General features: G+C 34.7%; 18 protein-coding genes. 12 read left to right on the top strand and 6 right to left on the bottom strand.

Annotated elements, in window-relative coordinates:
- Positions 1-264: 264 nt before the first annotated feature.
- Together K412_RS0101230 and K412_RS0101225 are read right to left on the bottom strand one after the other, a co-directional pair.
- Positions 265-1,491 carry an IS256 family transposase gene (locus K412_RS0101230; protein WP_024831416.1) on the bottom strand — a complete coding sequence of 409 codons (1,227 nt, stop codon included), beginning with the start codon at positions 1,489-1,491 and terminating at the stop codon, positions 265-267.
- Between the two features lie 108 nt (positions 1,492-1,599).
- The gene (locus tag K412_RS0101225) at positions 1,600-2,898 is read right to left on the bottom strand and encodes a hemolysin family protein (RefSeq protein ID WP_024831415.1); all 1,299 of its coding nucleotides are present in this window, start codon (positions 2,896-2,898) and stop codon (positions 1,600-1,602) included.
- A 407-nt stretch (positions 2,899-3,305) separates the two neighbouring features.
- Between K412_RS0101225 and K412_RS0101215 the strand changes: the two genes are divergently transcribed.
- Positions 3,306-4,313 carry a sodium:calcium antiporter gene (locus K412_RS0101215; RefSeq protein WP_024831414.1) on the top strand — a complete coding sequence of 336 codons (1,008 nt, stop codon included), beginning with the start codon at positions 3,306-3,308 and terminating at the stop codon, positions 4,311-4,313.
- Positions 4,314-4,315: 2 nt separating this feature from the next.
- Here the strand turns inward: K412_RS0101215 and K412_RS0101210 are convergent, their stop codons facing one another.
- On the bottom strand, positions 4,316-4,708 hold the full coding sequence (locus K412_RS0101210; RefSeq protein ID WP_024831413.1) for a DUF4363 family protein: 393 nt from the start codon (positions 4,706-4,708) through the stop codon (positions 4,316-4,318).
- Positions 4,709-4,713: 5 nt separating this feature from the next.
- Positions 4,714-5,400 carry a DUF421 domain-containing protein gene (locus K412_RS0101205; protein WP_024831412.1) on the bottom strand — a complete coding sequence of 229 codons (687 nt, stop codon included), beginning with the start codon at positions 5,398-5,400 and terminating at the stop codon, positions 4,714-4,716.
- A 320-nt stretch (positions 5,401-5,720) separates the two neighbouring features.
- On the opposite strand from K412_RS0101205, the gene K412_RS0101200 reads away from it, so the two are divergent.
- From K412_RS0101200 to tyrS, 3 genes are all read left to right on the top strand, one after another.
- A complete protein-coding gene (locus K412_RS0101200) occupies positions 5,721-6,341 on the top strand; it encodes a potassium channel family protein (protein ID WP_024831411.1) in 621 nt (206 codons plus the stop codon).
- 12 nt (positions 6,342-6,353) lie between these two features.
- The gene (locus K412_RS0101195; protein WP_024831410.1) at positions 6,354-7,010 is read left to right on the top strand and encodes a potassium channel family protein; all 657 of its coding nucleotides are present in this window, start codon (positions 6,354-6,356) and stop codon (positions 7,008-7,010) included.
- A 331-nt stretch (positions 7,011-7,341) separates the two neighbouring features.
- On the top strand, positions 7,342-8,568 hold the full coding sequence (gene tyrS, locus K412_RS0101190; RefSeq protein ID WP_024831409.1) for a tyrosine--tRNA ligase: 1,227 nt from the start codon (positions 7,342-7,344) through the stop codon (positions 8,566-8,568).
- Positions 8,569-8,651: 83 nt separating this feature from the next.
- Here the strand turns inward: tyrS and K412_RS0101185 are convergent, their stop codons facing one another.
- The gene (locus tag K412_RS0101185) at positions 8,652-10,031 is read right to left on the bottom strand and encodes a TrkH family potassium uptake protein (protein WP_024831408.1); all 1,380 of its coding nucleotides are present in this window, start codon (positions 10,029-10,031) and stop codon (positions 8,652-8,654) included.
- A gap of 220 nt (positions 10,032-10,251) precedes the next feature.
- Between K412_RS0101185 and K412_RS0101180 the strand changes: the two genes are divergently transcribed.
- From K412_RS0101180 to K412_RS0101170, 3 genes are all read left to right on the top strand, one after another.
- Entirely contained in the window at positions 10,252-10,449 is a 198-nt protein-coding gene (locus K412_RS0101180) for a hypothetical protein (RefSeq protein WP_024831407.1), read from the top strand.
- A 12-nt stretch (positions 10,450-10,461) separates the two neighbouring features.
- The gene (locus K412_RS0101175; RefSeq protein WP_024831406.1) at positions 10,462-10,731 is read left to right on the top strand and encodes a spore coat protein; all 270 of its coding nucleotides are present in this window, start codon (positions 10,462-10,464) and stop codon (positions 10,729-10,731) included.
- A 260-nt stretch (positions 10,732-10,991) separates the two neighbouring features.
- Positions 10,992-11,369, top strand: coding sequence for a UDP-N-acetylglucosamine 1-carboxyvinyltransferase (locus K412_RS0101170; protein ID WP_024831405.1), 378 nt, complete (start codon positions 10,992-10,994; stop codon positions 11,367-11,369).
- On the opposite strand, the gene K412_RS0101165 is transcribed toward K412_RS0101170, so the two are convergent.
- The gene (locus K412_RS0101165; protein WP_024831404.1) at positions 11,324-11,755 is read right to left on the bottom strand and encodes a response regulator; all 432 of its coding nucleotides are present in this window, start codon (positions 11,753-11,755) and stop codon (positions 11,324-11,326) included. The genes K412_RS0101170 and K412_RS0101165 overlap by 46 nt on opposite strands.
- A gap of 246 nt (positions 11,756-12,001) precedes the next feature.
- On the opposite strand from K412_RS0101165, the gene K412_RS0101160 reads away from it, so the two are divergent.
- Genes K412_RS0101160 through K412_RS0101140 form a run of 5 tightly spaced genes read left to right on the top strand, consistent with a single transcriptional unit; the run spans position 12,002 to position 17,646 of the window.
- Entirely contained in the window at positions 12,002-12,598 is a 597-nt protein-coding gene (locus tag K412_RS0101160; protein WP_024831403.1) for an RNA polymerase sigma factor, read from the top strand.
- Positions 12,599-12,618: 20 nt separating this feature from the next.
- Complete coding sequence (locus K412_RS0101155) at positions 12,619-13,758, top strand: anti-sigma factor family protein (RefSeq protein ID WP_024831402.1); 1,140 nt, start codon at positions 12,619-12,621, stop codon at positions 13,756-13,758.
- A gap of 15 nt (positions 13,759-13,773) precedes the next feature.
- On the top strand, positions 13,774-16,464 hold the full coding sequence (gene polA, locus K412_RS0101150) for a DNA polymerase I (protein WP_024831401.1): 2,691 nt from the start codon (positions 13,774-13,776) through the stop codon (positions 16,462-16,464).
- Positions 16,451-17,062: a dephospho-CoA kinase gene (coaE, locus tag K412_RS0101145; RefSeq protein ID WP_034847041.1), complete on the top strand. Its 612-nt coding sequence runs from the start codon at positions 16,451-16,453 to the stop codon at positions 17,060-17,062. The genes polA and coaE overlap by 14 nt, the downstream gene beginning before the upstream one ends.
- Entirely contained in the window at positions 17,059-17,646 is a 588-nt protein-coding gene (locus K412_RS0101140) for a lytic transglycosylase domain-containing protein (protein ID WP_034847038.1), read from the top strand. The genes coaE and K412_RS0101140 overlap by 4 nt, the downstream gene beginning before the upstream one ends.
- Positions 17,647-17,691: the final 45 nt, after the last annotated feature.

The following is a 17,691-nucleotide window of genomic DNA, read 5'->3' as shown; positions in this document are numbered from 1 at the left end:
ACCAGTACTGAGAGTATAAATTGTATCAATAAAAAGCTTGGAAGCAAAATTGATTTAATTTTATACGGGAGTACAGTGTTAAAACAGTAAGTATTTTTGTTTTGCGGAGTGTGTGAAATAATCTCTGTAAATAGCTTTCTATGATAATTTTATTAGAGTTGTGAAGGCCAGATGCTGGCTTTCATAACTTGTCTACAATATAATAGTAAATTAATGGCATGTCAATAGCACCCTTCCAAAAGGGTGTTTTTGATTGTCCTGATTTTATTGCAGAAGCCTGCCCTCATACATGATGGACAACTCACCGTAGACTTTACCCCAGTTACGGAGAGTCATAGTCCACTTCTTGGTTGCCTCAAAGGTTGCTAGATATAGGGCCTTTAAGAGGGCTGTGTCACTTGGAAATACGCTTCTTTGACGATTCAGACGACGATATGTGCTGTTCAGGCTTTCTATAGCATTGGTTGTGTAGATTACCTTGCGAACATCCGTAGAAAACTTGAAAATCGGGCTTAGGATATCCCAGTTCGTAGACCAACTCTTCATGGCGTTAGGATAACGGTCCTGCCACTTGTCCGTAATTTGCATCATACGCTCATATCCGGTCTCCTCTGTAGGGGCATGGTAGATTGTCTTCAGGTCATTAGCAAACTCCTTCTTATCTTTGTCTGCAACATATTTTAGTGTGTTTCTTACCTGATGGACTATGCAGCGTTGATACTCTGTTTCCGGAAAAGCTACAGCAATGGATTCCTTGATGCCACTCAGGCCATCTGCACAAAGTATAAGAATATCCTTGACTCCACGGTTCTTCAGTTCATTTAGGACACTAAGCCAATATTTACTGCTTTCATTTTGGCCTATCTGAATGCTTAACACTTCCTTTTGGCCTTCTTCATTGATTCCAAGAATGATGTATGCAGCCAGCTTCTTGATGACATTGTTGTCCCTAACAGAAAAGTGCACAGCATCTATGAATACAATTGGGTAAACGCTGGATAGTGGACGTTGTTGCCATTCCTCAATTTCTGGAAGCAGTTTGTTTGTGATATCGGATACCATGCCTTCACTAACTTCAAATCCGTAGATTTCTTCGATCTGGTCAGAGATCTGGCGAGTTGTCAAACCTCTTGCATACATAGCAATGATCTTTTGGTCAATGCTTGAGATATCCTTTTGACGCTTCTTCACGATTTGTGGCTCAAAGGAACATTCTCGATCTTGTGGAACGTCAATTTCCATCTTACCATATGTACTTTGTATTGATTTGGATTTTTTTCCGTTCCTGTAATTGGTGTTATTGGAACGTTCGTATGGTTCATAGCCTAAATGCTGATCCATCTCGGCTTCCAACATGCTCTGAATGGTACCCCCTAACAAGTCTTTAAGTGCTTCCTGGATGTCTTCTGCAGTCTTGATGTCATACTCTTGAAGTAGGGATGCAATAATGTTCTTTTTTCCTTCGCTCATCGAATTCTTTCTTCTTGCCATAAAAAATAGCCTCCTATGATAATTTGATTTTATCATAGAAAGCTGATTTTACAGACTTTTCTTCACAGGCTCGTTTTGCGATAGCCCTACTTAAAATACTTTATTTTATTAAACTTTACATACTTTAACCTTTGAAACTTTCTTTTGCTTAACTTCTTCTACTTTAAATAATAATTCTTCATATTCAATTACTGGTTTGTCACCCTTTTCAGGAATTCTTCCCAATTGACCTGTAATAAATCCGCTAAGGGTTTCGTAATCATCAGGAAGATTAACACCCAGTGCTTCCTGCACTTCGTCCAAGCTAACTGAACCTTTTATTACGAATGTATTATCATCTATTTTGTCTATATATTTTTCAACTTCGTCGTCTTCGTCGAAAATATTTCCGACAATTTCTTCAATCAAGTCTTCTAATGTAACGAGACCTGCTGTTCCTCCATACTCATCAATAATGATTGCTAAATGATTTTTATTTTGCTTAAGTTCTTGAAAAAGTTCGTCAGTTCTTTTTGAAGCTGGAACGAAGTAAGGTGACCTGATAAAATTCCTTAAATTAAAATCTTCTTTCTCATTGCCTTCAGACAAGTACTGGATTAGATATTTGGAATGCATTACACCAATGATATTATCAATGCTGTCTTCATATATCGGTATCCTTGAATACTTTTCACGATTGAAAAAAGAAGTAACTTCAGTGATAGTTGAATCAACAGGAAGAGCAGCTATATCGGTTCTGTGTGTCATTATTTCCGAAACAGTCTTATTGTTAAACTCGAATATATTGTTTATCATTTCTTTTTCAGTTTCTTCAATAGTACCTTTTTCTTCACCAACATCAATCATCATACGTATTTCTTCTTCGGTAACGTTCTGTTCTTCAGTGGAATAGGGATCAACACCAAAAAGTCTCACAAAAAAATTAGTAGAGGTGGTAAGAAGTCTTACAAATGGTGATGTAACTGAGGATAACATATTTAATGGCTTAACTACAAAAAAAGAAATTGACTCAGCTTTTTTCATAGCTAATCGTTTAGGAACCAATTCACCAAAAACAAGAGTAAAATACGATAGTATAATTGTTATGACAATTACCGCGGTGGTTTTTAATACGTTTTCAGGAATTGGGATTTCAAAGGCATTAACTATATTTACTAATCTATCAGCGAAGCTTTCTGAAGCAAATGCACTTGCTAAAAAACCTGCCAAGGTTATACCTATTTGAATGGTTGCAAGAAATCTACTTGGTTCGCCAAGCAATTTCTGTAAAAGTTTAGCTTTCTTGTCGCCATCTTCAGCCATAAGTTTAATTTTATTATCATTCAAAGATATTAAAGCAATTTCTGATGCTGCAAAAAACGCATTCAGTACAATCAAAATTATCAAAAATAAAATTTCAGTAAGCAATTTTTTTATCCTCCAAATTTACATAGTAACCTTAAAAAATCAAAAAAAGTCATAGAACACACTTGGTAAATCGCGCGTCTTATGGCCTTGGATAAAAAAATCGTTTCTTATTAACATAAACTTGTAACATTAATGTGTTACTATCCACATCCGCTGGATCATCATCCATTATTTTTCACCCCTAAAAAATATTCTATGATGCATAGCCTACTATATAAACATATATGATGTCAAGATGTAAGCTATTACTCATATCACTGTTGGAACCCAATATAAGCAATTTATCACAAGTATTATAGGGTTGACTTAAGATTTCGCTGGATACTTAATGTTAGTGTTAAATTTTGTAAACACAGCATATAAATAATTGAAGGGCATTGTCCTAAAAAAAGAGAAGAGAGAGAGCTATGCTAAATAACATACTGATTTTATTACTTAGTCTTGGTATAATCCTTACAGGATGTGAGCTGTTTACAAATGGAATTGAGTGGTTGGGTAAAAAGTTAAGGCTTGGAGATGGAGTTGTAGGAAGCATTTTTTCTGCTGTGGGAACCTGCTTGCCTGAAACATTGATACCAGTAATTGCCTTGCTTTTTTCAAATAGGCATAAGGACTCCGTTGAAATAGGAATCGGAGCTATTGTGGGAGCACCTTTTATGCTATCAACTCTTGCATTTTTTATAACGGGTTTAAGTGTAATAATTTTTTCAGGAAGACGACAGACAGGAAAAAAGCTGAATACGGATTTAAATATACTTGAACGTGACATTTCATTTTTTGTTATTGCTTACACAGGAGCTATTTCAGTATCTTTTTTTTCAATAGGTTTTATTAAGAATATAGCTGCAATATTGCTCATAGGTGCATACGTTTATTACGTTTATAAAACAGTAAACAATGATAAGGCAAGTAATGAAGAAATCGATGACCTAATATTCTCGCGAACATTCAGGATTAAGGAAAGCTTAGTTATTATTTTGTTACAGATTGCTGTTGCTCTCTTCTCAATCATAGTTGGTGCAGAGATGTTTGTAGGAAATATTGAAGCTATCTCCAGGACTTTGGGTGTTTCTACACTTGCCTTATCAATTATAATTACTCCTATTGCAACAGAGCTCCCGGAAAAATTTAACAGTGTTATCTGGATAAGCAAAAATAAGGATACACTTTCCCTTGGGAATATATCGGGTGCTATGGTATTCCAAAGCTGTATACCAGTTGCAATAGGAATACTCACAACGAATTGGAAACTTGACATAATAACATTGGTAAGTTCTCTTCTGGCATTGTCCTCCACTCTTGTAACATACATCTGGATAAAAGTTAAAAATAGCTTAACACCTTTGCCCCTTTTAACAGGGGGAGCATTTTACGCATTATTTATTGGAATTTTGATACTGAGAGGGTTTAAATAATATCACATAATATTTTTAAGAGTAAAACTTTCTTTTACAGGAATGTGATTAATATACTCTTTTAACGCTTCCAATTCTGCCAAAGCAGAAGAATAATCCTTGCTTTCAACATATTTTTTTGTTTTTGTATATGAATTATCAATATTATCAATCTCAAAATGGTCTAATAGGATAGACCAACCGAATTTTGTTTTATCCCAATCAGATGCAAAATTCTGTAGGAGCTTTTCGGCAGAGTCCCATTGCTTAGATTGTATAAATAAGCCCGCTGAGTTTACAGTTTTTTCAAGTTTTTCGCAGGAGCGGTTCAGATAGCACAGAGATAGAACTCCTGAAACGATTATAATCAAAACTAAACTAACAACTATAGTTAATGTTTTTACGCTGTTTGACATATCTTTTAGCTCCTTTTATTTTTTTCTTTTTCCTGACAGAATAACTGACCATCTGAACCAACACATGCAAAAAAAACATCTTTTGTGCTTTTAATATTCATCTTTTTTAATTCGCTTTCCAGCTTGGCTTTGCTGAAATTGGCAAGCTTTAGATTTTCTTCTATGAGATCACCGTCAATAATGATTTCAATAGCAGGTGCTTCATATTTGCCTGAAATATTTAGGTCTTCACGAATTATCGTGGATTTTCCGGCTTTTGGTATGACACTAAGCTGACCGTTGGTTTCCAATATTGCGTATTCCACATCTGCTATATTATAAATATCTTTATTTCTCAGTTGCTCTAACAGGTCATTAAGAGTGTACAGTTCTTGACGGAAAACTTGCTCCATAATTTTACCGCCTGATATAAGAACGCTTGGACGTCCACAGAAAATAGTTCTGGCTTTGGTACTTTTGAGTGAAATAAATGATATAAGTATTTGTGCAGCCAACATTGTAAGTATAGGTATTATTCCATTAACCAGAGGTATACCTGTGTTTTGCATAGGCACTGAGGCCAACTCTGAAATCATGATTGCAACAGCAAGCTCAAAAGGCTGTAGCTGTCCAATCTGCCTTTTTCCCATAATCCTCATTGCAATGATTACGACAATATAAAGTATCAGGGTTCTTATAAAAACAACGAGCAATTAAATACCTCTTTTCGTGTGATTTTATATAGATTTATTATTTTTATTAGCCAAAAAAAAATACATGGTATTTAAATTATAAATGATGTATAAAATTTCAAGAAATATTGAGATAATAAATGATAATCAGCAAATATTGGCTCTATTTGGTACGATGAAGATGTAATTTTTATATTTAATGATTTTTTGCGGATTAATAAAATATTTAAATAGTGTTATAATTGTTTGGTATTCTTTACTATGGGGCATTACGTATGGCATTTACTACCATACCTATGATGCTCATTATTTTTATCTGGATTTTTAAGTAGGAGGAAATCATGCAGGTAGTTATAATAGGGTGTGGAAAGGTTGGAGCAAAGTTTGCACAGGTTCTTTCTGAGGAAGGAAATGAAGTTGTAATTGTTTCAAACGATGCAAGAGCTTTCAAAAATCTTCCCCATGATTTTGATGGAGTGACCTTGACAGGAGTACCTATTGATCAGGATGTTTTAAAAATGGCAGGAATAGAAAATGCTGACGTATTAGTGGCAGTAACTGAAGATGATAACGTAAATATCATGGTTTGTCAGGTTGCAAAAGAAATATTCAAGATACCCAAGGTTATTGCTAGGATTTATAACCCTGCACGTGAACATGTGTTTCATCAGTTCGGTCTGGAAACTATTTGTCCAACCGACATTACTGTAAATGTAATGAGGGCAATGCTTGAGTCAAATGCTGATGTCAGTACACATAATATTGGAAATACCTCTGTATTATTTAAACATATAAATTTGGCAGATGGCTATATAGGTAAAAGGGTTGACCAAATTAAGCTTAAACAGAGTATGATTTTTGGTGTTATGCGGTCGGGACAATTTATATTGGCTAATGCAGTAGGTCGGTTAGCTAAAGGTGACATATTAGTTGTAGCAGACACTACCCACAAGAACAATTAGGAGATTGAATAAATGTATATAGTAATTGCCGGTGGAGGAAAATTAGGATTTTATTTAATAAAAACTCTGCTTCCGTATAAACATAAAATAGCGGTTATTGAAAAGCAGAAAGAGCTCTGTGAAAAGATTGCAAATCAGTTGAATGTTTGTGTAGTAAACGGAGATGGAACAAATATTGAGCATTTAACTGAATGTAATGTAGAGAAAGCGGACATATTTATTGCAGTTACGGGAAAGGATGAAGAAAACCTCATTGCATGTCAGCTTGCAAAAAGAAATTTTGGCATAAAGCGTACTATAGCAAGGGTAAATAACCCAAAGAATATAACTGTCTTTGAAAAACTTGGTGTGGATATTGCTGTAAGTAGTACTTCTATAATTGCCGATTTAATAGAACAGGAAGTTGATTACTCGGGAATGAAAACACTTATGAAATTGAAAAACGGAAGAATTTCACTGAGTGAAATTTTGCTATCTCCGACTTCTCCTGTAAAAAACAAAAGATTAAAGGAAATAAAGATTCCAAGGGAATGTGTTTTAATTTCAATTATAAGAGAAGATAATGTAATAATACCAAATGGTGATACCCTTTTAATGGAAGGGGACCATATATTGGCTGCTTCGTCTATACAGGACCAACAAGAATTAAAAGACTTTTTTCTTGGATAATTTTTATTGCATACTAATGATTTCATATGTTAGAATTGTAAAAAGAATATCTAAAACAGCTATGATTAATTACAGTAACTGTCTGCAAATGTACTTTTAGAGAACAGTCTGGTGGGTGAAAAGATTGGAGTACGCAGATGAGTGAATTACAGATTATGAGCTGCTATTTGCCGGGTTTGCCCGTTACAGCATCAATAAGACATTTTTAGAAAAATTTTTTCTAAAATGTGAATTAAGGTGGTACCACGAAGCTCTTCGTCCTTATACTGGACAAAGGGCTTTTATTTTTATATATATTTAGTTTTAATAAGAAAAATAAGGAGTGGATAAAGTGAGCAGTGTTTTTGATGTATTAAAGGAAAGAGGATTTATTGCACAGATTACCCATGAGGAAGAAGTAAAAAAGCTTTTAAGTGAAGAAAAGGTCACTTTCTATATCGGATTTGATCCAACTGCAGACAGTTTGCATATAGGACATTTTTTACAGTTAATGGTTATGGCTCATATGCAGCAGGCGGGACATGTACCTATAGTTCTTATAGGTGGTGGTACGGCCATGGTTGGAGATCCTACAGGTAAAAATGATATGAGAAAAATGATGACTAGGGAAATTGTTAAACAGAATGCTGACAGTTTCAAAACTCAAATATCCAAGTTTATTGATTTCTCCGATAACAAAGCAATTATGGTTGACAATAGTGAGTGGCTTATGGAGTTGAACTATGTTGAATTCCTTAGAGAGGTGGGCGTACATTTCTCTGTAAATAGAATGCTTACTGCAGAATGTTTTAAATCAAGAATGGAAAAGGGACTGACTTTCCTTGAATTTAACTACATGCTTATGCAGAGCTATGATTTTCTTGTTCTAAACAAAAAATATGGTTGTAAGATGCAGTTAGGCGGCGATGATCAGTGGTCAAATATTCTTGGGGGAATCAACCTTGTAAGAAAATCAGAGGGTAGAGATGTTTACGGAATGACCTTTAAACTTCTTACTACAAGTGAAGGTAAAAAGATGGGCAAAACTGAAAACGGCGCAGTTTGGCTTGATCCTGCAAAGACGACTCCATACGAATTTTACCAATACTGGAGAAATATAGCTGATAATGATGTTGAGAATTGTCTTGCTCTAATGACATTCCTTCCTATGGATGAGGTAAGAAGACTTGGTTCATTGAAAGATGCGGGAATAAACGAGGCAAAAGCAGTTTTGGCTTATGAGGTTACTAAGATTGTACACGGTGAAGAAGAGGCAAAAAAAGCCAAAGAAGCCGCAGAAGCAATATTTGGAGGAAAAGGCAAATCAGATAACATACCGTTTATTGAAGTTAAAACTGCTGATATTGAAGCCGGTATAAAAATAGTTGATTTGTTGATGATTGCAGAACTTACTCCTTCAAAGAGTGAGGCAAGAAGAGCTGTTCAGCAGGGAGGGGTACTTCTGAACGATGAAAAGATAACTGCTTTTGATTACACGGTTGGTACAAATGACCTTGTTAACGGTGAAATGATGCTTCAAAAGGGCAAGAAGAACTTTGTAAAGGTAAAGATTGTTTAGTTTATAAATAAAAATAACCGCTTGTATCAGTCATAATTTTAACTGATACAGGCGGTTATTTTATGTTGACTGATTATATGAGACTATCCTACAAGAATCTTAGCTTCAGGATAAACAATGTCGGAATTCCTTTTAGAGGACTTTAGAGTCAATGCTATGGCAAAAGACAGAGGGCCAACTCTTCCAAAAAACATTGTGAGAATAATGAGTGCTTTACTGGCAGTATTCAGTAAGGGCGTTAATCCAAGACTTGCTCCAACTGTTCCAAAGGCTGAAGTAGTCTCATACAGTATATCCAAAACATGAAATTCACCTTGAATTGAAACAATAGCAATGGTAATTATTAATATAAGTGCAGCACTTAATCCGGTTATTGACAGGGCTTTATTTACCGTATACTGGTTTAGCTTTCTTTTGAAAAGAATTACATCTCCGGAGCCTTTTATTTGTGAAAACATAGTAATGATTATAACTCCAAAGGTAGTAACCTTTATACCTCCTCCTGTTGAACCGGGAGCAGCGCCTACAAACATAAGGAAAACTGTGAAGACCTTTGAAATCTCTTTCATATCTGCAAGATTTATTGAATTCAAGCCTGCACTTCTGGCGGCTGTGGATTGAAAGAAGGCCGCATTGATTTTTTCAATTAAGCTCATAGGTCCCAGGGTTTTAGGATTATTATATTCGGTTGCAAAGATAAATAATGTACCTAAAATCAAAAGCAGAGAAGATATAACAAGCACCAGTTTTGTATGAAAAAGAAGAGTCTTATTTTTTCTGAACTCATATAAATCTCTCCAAACCGTATATCCAAGCCCGCCAAATATTATCAGTCCTGAAATAGTATATATTACTACAGGGTCGTGATTAAATGGCGTAACGCTAAGAAATTTACCTTCAATGGCACCGCTTGTTATGTCAAAACCGGCACTGCAGAACGATGAAATAGAGTAAAAAATACTCATGTATAAGCCGAATGTACCAAATTGGGGCACAAATCTCAAAGCCAAAATTAACGCTCCTATTGTTTCAACTATCAGAGTTATAGTTACTATTTTTCTTACAATTTTCAGGACTTCATCATACCTGAAGGTATTAATGGATTCCTGCGCAATGAGCATTCCTTTTAACCCAACTTTTTTCTTTAATAATAACGAAAAGAAGGTTGCTAAGGTGATAATTCCCAAAGCCCCGGCTTGAACCAATGTTAATATTATTATTTGACCTGCAATGGACCAGTGAGTATGGGTATCGTAAACTATCAGACCTGTTATGCATGATGCCGAGGTAGAAGTAAACAGAGCATTTATAAAAGGTGTCCATTCTCCTGATTTGGAGCAAAAAGGCATTGATAAGAGAACTGCTCCAACGAGTATCAAAACCATGAAGCTTAAAACCAAGAGCTTTTGTGGAGCCATATTTAGCAAATTATGCTTATTTTTCTTATTTTTTCTAATTTTCATAATTGTACCCGCTTAATTATTTTTTGATAATTTAATCATGTCTAATTAAATAGACTACCATATATCACCTATTATTTCAAATATCATCTTTGGTTTGAGATTTTCCTCCTGATACGATTATTATTAATTAGGAATATGATAATTATATTTGTATAAAATAACATTTGAATTCGACTTATATTAAGTTGAATAATTTTACGTGATAAAAGGGAGGATGGACATGCCACTTACAAGTAAAGAGCTGATGCTGATTCAGGATAATATCAGTATGTGTGAAAACAACATAAAGTATTTACAAGGTTGTGCACAGCTGGCAAATGACAGCCAAATAAAGAATCTTTGCAACCATTTGGCTAGTGAAGAGAAGAATGGCTTACAGCTTTTGATGAAGCACATAAACACAGCAGGTCAACAATAGGAGGTATAGAATATGGCAGAATTAACTGATAAGGAAATACTGGCATCAATATTAAATGAAAGAAAACTTGCTGCATCATCATTAACAAATTTGATTCTGGAAAGTTCCAATCCTACACTTAGAAACGATGCAAAAAGTATATTGACCAGAACCTTTGATGAACAGAAACATGTTTTTGATATGATGGCTCAAAAAGGCTGGTATTCAGTACAAAATGCAAACCAACAGGAGATTTCACAAGCACAGCAAAAGGTTAAGGGTATAGAATCCCAGATTGGATAAAACAATACAAGGCAGGCATTAGCCTGCCTTGTATTGTAAAATAAACATGAGTAACACTTTATTCACATACGCATAAACTGATATTGCAGGGATAGAGGTTTATATACGCATTTTAATTTTTTATATAGGGCTATTATAAGCTTCATATATTTCGAGATAAAAACTTATTATAATTAACTTCATTAACTTTAAAATAGGAGTGAAAAAAGTGACATTACAAATATCAACAGTGTCCCGCAATGACGGAGGTGTTTTTTATTATGAGCAAAATAATAGTCACGGGAGGTAAAAAATTAAAAGGTGAAATAGAAATTGAAGGTGCAAAAAATGCTGTTTTACCAATACTGGCTGCTACGATTCTTAACCGTGGTGAGAATGTAATCAAGAATTGTCCTATGTTTAAGGATGTAGAAGTTATAATTGAAATTTTAAGAACTTTAGGTTGCAAAGTAAAAGTAGAAGATAATGCTGTAATTGTAGATTCATCAACATTATCCTCTACAAAGGTTACTGAAGATCTTGCCGCAGAAATGAGATCATCAATTATATTAATGGGTCCTTTACTGGCCAGAGAAGGAAAAGTGACTATAAGCTATCCTGGTGAGTGTGTTACTTTGGATTCAAGTAATTTGAGTTGACTTATCATTTTTCGGAATTGTATAGCTTTTCTTACCTTATTTACTACCACCATTCTGTTAATCTTATTAATTGGTTTTGGAATAAAATCAAAAATATCGTAATTCAATGCTTTTTCAATTTGATCCATTTCTAAGTTTGATGAGATTATTACCGGTATTTCCCTATAAGAATTCATTTTACAGAATTCCTCAAGAAAACCAAACCCATCCAAAACAGGCATTATCAAATCCAGTATTATAACATCAACATTCCTGCTTTCTACTATATCCAGAGCTTCTCGTCCATTAAGGACTGAAACTATATTAACACGTTCTTTGTAAAGATAATTTCTTAGTATTGCATTGTCCAGGATATTATCATCAGTTACAAGAATAGTACTAATCATAGCAGACTCCTTCTTATGTATTTGTATTTTGATTCCAGTACAGTATTCGATATATAATGCAAAAAACCTCCAATAATATAAATTAAAATAAAAGGTTGTATATATTATACAAAATGATAATTTAAAGTTACAATTTTGTTGTAAATTATTATGATATAATAATTTTGATAGTTGAAGACTTGCAATCTTGTAGGCTATTGGGTACAATGACATTTCAGATCTATAATAAAAGTAAGGATCTAAAATATGGAAAAAATAAATGAAAACAACTTGTTGCAAAAGGCACAAAGCGGGGATATAGGGGCATTTGAAGAGCTTATGTCTGTATACTATTCAAAGGTATACAATATTTGCTATAGGATGCTTAATAACACCGAAGATGCATATGAACAGGCTCAGGAGACATTTATAAAGGCTTTCAAGTACATAAAAGACTTTAAGGGAAATTGTGCCATATCTACATGGCTTTATAGAATTGCAACCAATGTATGTCTGGATTTTATTAGAAAGAACAAGAAAAAGAAAACAGTCTCCATAGAACAGAGCACCTTTGAGGATTTACAACTGAAAGACAGTCTGGTTTCGAATATTCCGGGACCGGAAAAAGTAGCAGAGACTAATGCACAGAGAAAGGCTATAAAAGAAGCCATGGATAAAATGAACGAAAAAAATCGTTTGATTATCATTCTTCGTGATTTTATGGGTCTCAGCTATGACGAAATATCAGAGACAATGAAAATCCCTGTGGGCACTGTAAAATCAAGAATCAGCAGAGCCAGAAAAGAACTAAGAGAATTACTATGCAAAGATAAGGAACATTTATTTACCGATTACGTCAAATAAATCAAAAGGAGGGGTAAGAAATGGATTTCTGCAAAGAATCAGATTACTATATATCATTATATATGGATGATATGATGGATGAGACAACTAAAAAAGAATTTGAAAAGCACATGAATGAGTGCAGCAAATGTTCTAAAAACTTCAAGGAAACTTTAGCTTTGGCAGAGTTGTGCAGAGAAAGTGGCGATATAATGTTGCCACAGAATTTTTCGACTTCCCTCCATGATAAATTGGTAATAGTTGCGGAAAATGAAAAAGAAAATAAAGGCAGGTTATTTATATATAATAAAAAGTTAATTGCAGGGCTGTCCACGGCTGCTGTGCTGGTAATATCTTTATTGGCGTACAGCCTGATTCCCCATACAGATTTAAACAGGCAGTCTGCTGATATTTCAGCAGGTATAACTGCATCTAGTTCTGGCGAGGATATTGAAAAGGATTCTGCAATTTCCACAAAGGAATCAGTACAGAACTTTGCCCTGGAGGACAATAGTAATGAAAACCAACCAATATCCGATAAACTAACAGTCGATGACAATAGGAAAATAGAGAATAATTATTCAGAAAAAAGAGTTTTTGAGGAAAAAAGTAAACATAAAGAAGTAATAAAGTCAAATCAAAGTACAAAAAAAATAGATGTAGAATCAAAAGAGAATACAGAGTCAGTATTCAAAACCAATATTTCTGAAAATGAAACTGCTTATACACTGCAATATTTTTCAAATACAGCGGAAATGACTTTAAGTTTGGATACCCAGGATAAAGAAAATAAAAATGAAGGCTTAAAGGGTTTAATGTCAGAGCTGGGAGGAAAGGAGCTAACTGCTGACGACAAAGCTATAGTTATGATGGAGCAAAATAACTATGTTGATTATGTTATTCCTTTGGACTCATTTACAAAAATTCAACAGTTGGCTAATGATAAATATAATCTGGAGATTAGCATAAAGCTACCTGTAACACAAGAGAATATTACTGAACAATATAAAGAACTTGAGAAAAAGAGAGATGAATTGGTGCAAAAAATCAGTAATATGGACATAAAAGGTGATGAAACATTGACCATGGAAAAAGAAATAAATGATTTATCGCAAAAGATGGATGAGATTGTAAAGAATAGTGGTATGATAACTGTAAGAATATTTTTTGCAGATAAATAATTAGCGGAGGCACAAATGAATTCGGAAGACAAAATTTTAGTTGTAGACGGAAACAGTATACTTAACAGAGCATTTTATGGACTTAGCAGAGCAGCCATGCTTACAACGTCTGAGGGTTTATATACAAATGCGGTTTTTGGGTTTATAAATATACTTTCAAAATATCTTCAGGATGAAAATCCAAGATATGTTTGTGTAGCTTTTGATTTAAAAGCTCCTACATTCAGGCATAAGGAGTATGACCAATACAAAGCTCAGAGAAAGGGAATGCCAAATGAGTTGGCAGTTCAGGTTCCACTGATAAAACAGGTTTTAGATGCAATGAACATTGCAAGGGTCGAAGTAGAAGGGTTTGAAGCTGACGATATTTTGGGAACAGTTTCTTTGTATGCCGAAAAGCAGGGAATGGAAGCAGTACTGCTAACGGGAGATAGGGATTCATTGCAGTTGGCTTCTAACCATACAAGAATAAAACTTCCTGTAACAAGAGGAAATAAAACCGAAACAGATCAATACGATTATGAGAAGGTTATAGAGAAATACGGTGTAACACCAAGACAGCTTATAGACGTAAAGGGGCTTATGGGTGATACCTCGGACAACATTCCAGGAGTACCCGGTATCGGCGAAAAAACAGCCCTTGATTTGATTAAGAAGTTTAACTCTTTAGAAGAATTATATGAAAACATAGATAAAGTAGAGAAGAAGGGCGTTCGTGAAAAACTGGAAAATAACAAAGAACTTGCTTTTATGAGTAAAAGACTGGCTACTATATACAGAGAAGTACCCGGAGTTGAGAACCTTAATGACTATGCAAGAGTAGAGATTGACAAAGAAAAACTTTACAGTATTTTCAAGCGTCTTGAGTTTAAAACATTAATCGAAAAGTTTGGTCTGGAAAATACTCCTTTTATTGAAGCAACTGAAGCTTTAAAAATTGAACATGTAGATGTTGATTCCATAAGTGAATTACAATCATATATAAATGTAATTAAACTTAGCGGTAAAGTAGCAGTATATTATCACGTAGATCCTTCCGGCAGTTATATGGATGATTTATGTATTTTTGCTTGCAATGAGCAATACGCTCCTGCAAATATTGTTTTCTCTGAAAAATTAACTTGCCAAGCGGCTATTAATGAACTGCGTGAAGTGTTTGAAAGTAAGGACATTGAAAAATACGGACATGATTTGAAAAACTTATACAAGTATCTCAAATCTCACGGAATAGAGCTTGAAAATGTAGTGTTTGATACTTTTATAGCAGCATATATACTTGAACCTACCAGAAGTACTTACACAATTTCTGAGCTTTCTGAAGATAAGCTAAAACAAAGTATCACCCCAGTTGAAGTTTTATATGATAAACATGGCAAAAGACTTGACCAGGGACAGGATGTAAGTTCATCGGAGGTTTGTGCTGCTGCGATAAATGCCATATTTGGGCTGACTGAAAAGCTGCGTCCAATTATAAGGGAGAATGGCCAGGATGAACTTTACTATAAAATAGAACTTCCTCTTGTTGAGGTACTGGCTGATATGGAGTTAAGGGGCTTCAAAGTTGATGTAGAAGGTCTGAAAGCATATTCAAAGGAATTGGATTCAAGACTTGTAATACTTGAAAATGAAATATACATGCAGGCCGGGGAGACCTTTAATATTAATTCTCCAAAACAGCTGGGTGTAATACTTTTTGAAAAACTTGGACTGCCTGTGGGAAAGAAAACGAAAACAGGATATTCAACAAGTGCGGAGGTACTAGAACAGCTTTCCTACAAGCATGAGATAGTGGAAAGAATTCTCGAATACAGACAATTAATGAAGCTCAAGTCAACATATGCAGATGGACTTTTGGCTGTACTAGAAGAGGATGGTAAGATTCATTCAAACTTTAACCAGACAGTAACGGCAACGGGAAGAATCAGCAGTACTGAGCCTAATTTGCAAAATATACCTGTTAAATTGGAAATGGGAAGAAAAATACGAAAGGTATTTATTCCCACCAATCAAGATTATGTACTATTGGATGCCGATTATTCACAAATAGAGCTAAGAGTACTTGCGCATATAACAGATGATCCTGCAATGATAGAAGCTTTCTTAAAAAACGAGGATATTCATACAACTACAGCATCAAAGGTATTTGGAATACCCCCGGAAGGGGTATCACCTCTTATGAGGTCAAGAGCGAAAGCCGTTAATTTTGGAATAGTTTACGGTATTGGTGATTTTAGTCTATCAAAAGATATAGGGGTAACGAAAAAAGAAGCCAGAAAGTATATAGACGACTATCTAGACAAGTATTCCAAGGTTAAGGAGTATATGAGTGATACTGTTGAAAAAGGCAAAGAATTTGGGTTTGTGACCACCCTTTATAACAGACGAAGGTATCTTCCTGAGCTAAAATCCAGTAATTTTAACATGCGTTCCTTTGGGGAACGTGTTGCAATGAATACACCTATTCAGGGAAGCGCAGCAGATATTATCAAAATATCAATGGTAAAGGTTTACAATGAACTAAAAAAGAGAAAGCTTAAGTCAAAACTTATTCTTCAGGTTCATGATGAATTGATTGTGGAAACAGAAAAATCCGAATTGGAAGAAGTATCAAAATTGCTAAAGGATTGTATGGAAAATGCCGTACAACTAAAAGTGCCTTTAACAGTAGATGTAAAACATGGGGATAGTTGGTATGAAACAAAATAGAAAATCAATTATTTTAGGGGTAACAGGTGGAATAGGAAGCGGAAAAAGTACAGTAAGTAGTATACTCAAAGAACTTGGTGCTGTAGTAATTGATGCAGATGTAATAAGCAGAGAGGTGGTAGAGCCTGGGAAATTGGCTTTAGAAGAGTTGACACAGGAGTTTGGTAAGGATATACTTGATGATTGGGGACAGCTTAAACGCAAGGAACTAGCGGCCCTAGTGTTTAATGATGAAAACAAACTCAGGGTCTTGAACAGTATTGTGCATAAATATGTTGCCAAAAAAATAAAAGAAAATGTGGAAGAGCAGCTGCTAAAACAGACAAAAGTTATTGTTATTGATGCACCCATTCCTATAAAAAACGGTTTTCTTGATTTATGTGATGAGGTTTGGACAGTATTTTCCTTAATGGAAGTAAGGATTGAAAGAATCATGAAGAGAAACGGTATGACCTATGAGGAAGCTGTTTCGAGAATACAATCCCAGATTTCAGATGAGGAATATTTAAGTATTGCGAATAAAGTTATCAATAATAATGCTGATGTGAAACTCCTTAGAAAAGAAGTGGAAATTCAGTTTGCAAGGCTGTTAAGGTGATTTTTTTGAGGAAAAAGAAAAAAGGCGGTATAAAAATATTAGGTGTGCTAATCACACTTGTTATCATAGCAGCAGTAGGAATAGCTGCTTCAAGGTATGTTTTAGAATACTTATATCCTTTGGAATATACGGAGTATGTTGAGAAGTACGCCCGGCAATATAATCTTGATAACTATATGGTTTATGCGGTTATAAAAGCAGAAAGCGGATTTAATTCCCAGGCTGTTTCTCCTAGAGAAGCCAAGGGCCTCATGCAGATAATGGACAGCACGGGGGAGTGGGCTGCTGAAAAGGCAGGAATTAATAACTTTGAAAAAAGTATGCTCCTTGAACCCGAAACAAATATAAAAATTGGCTGCTGGTATTTGGCGAATCTGTTAAAGCAGTTTGATTATGATACGGTGGTTGCATTGGCTGCTTACAATGCAGGTAGCGGAAACGTGTCAAAATGGCTGAAAGATCCTGAAAAAAGTCATGACGGAAAGAGCCTTAGTATTATACCTTTTGAAGAAACAGAAAATTATGTTTCTAGGATACAAAAATACTATAAAATGTATAAAAAGCTTTACGATGTTGACAAATAGTGATATTTTTATAGTGTAAGGAAAAATGTACTATCTAATTTAGGA

It is taken from the genome of Ruminiclostridium josui JCM 17888 (genome assembly GCF_000526495.1).
GTDB lineage: Bacteria > Bacillota > Clostridia > Acetivibrionales > DSM-1351 > Ruminiclostridium > Ruminiclostridium josui.
The sequence above is the reverse complement of the archived record's forward strand: the minus strand, read 5'-3'. Positions and strand labels throughout refer to the sequence as shown.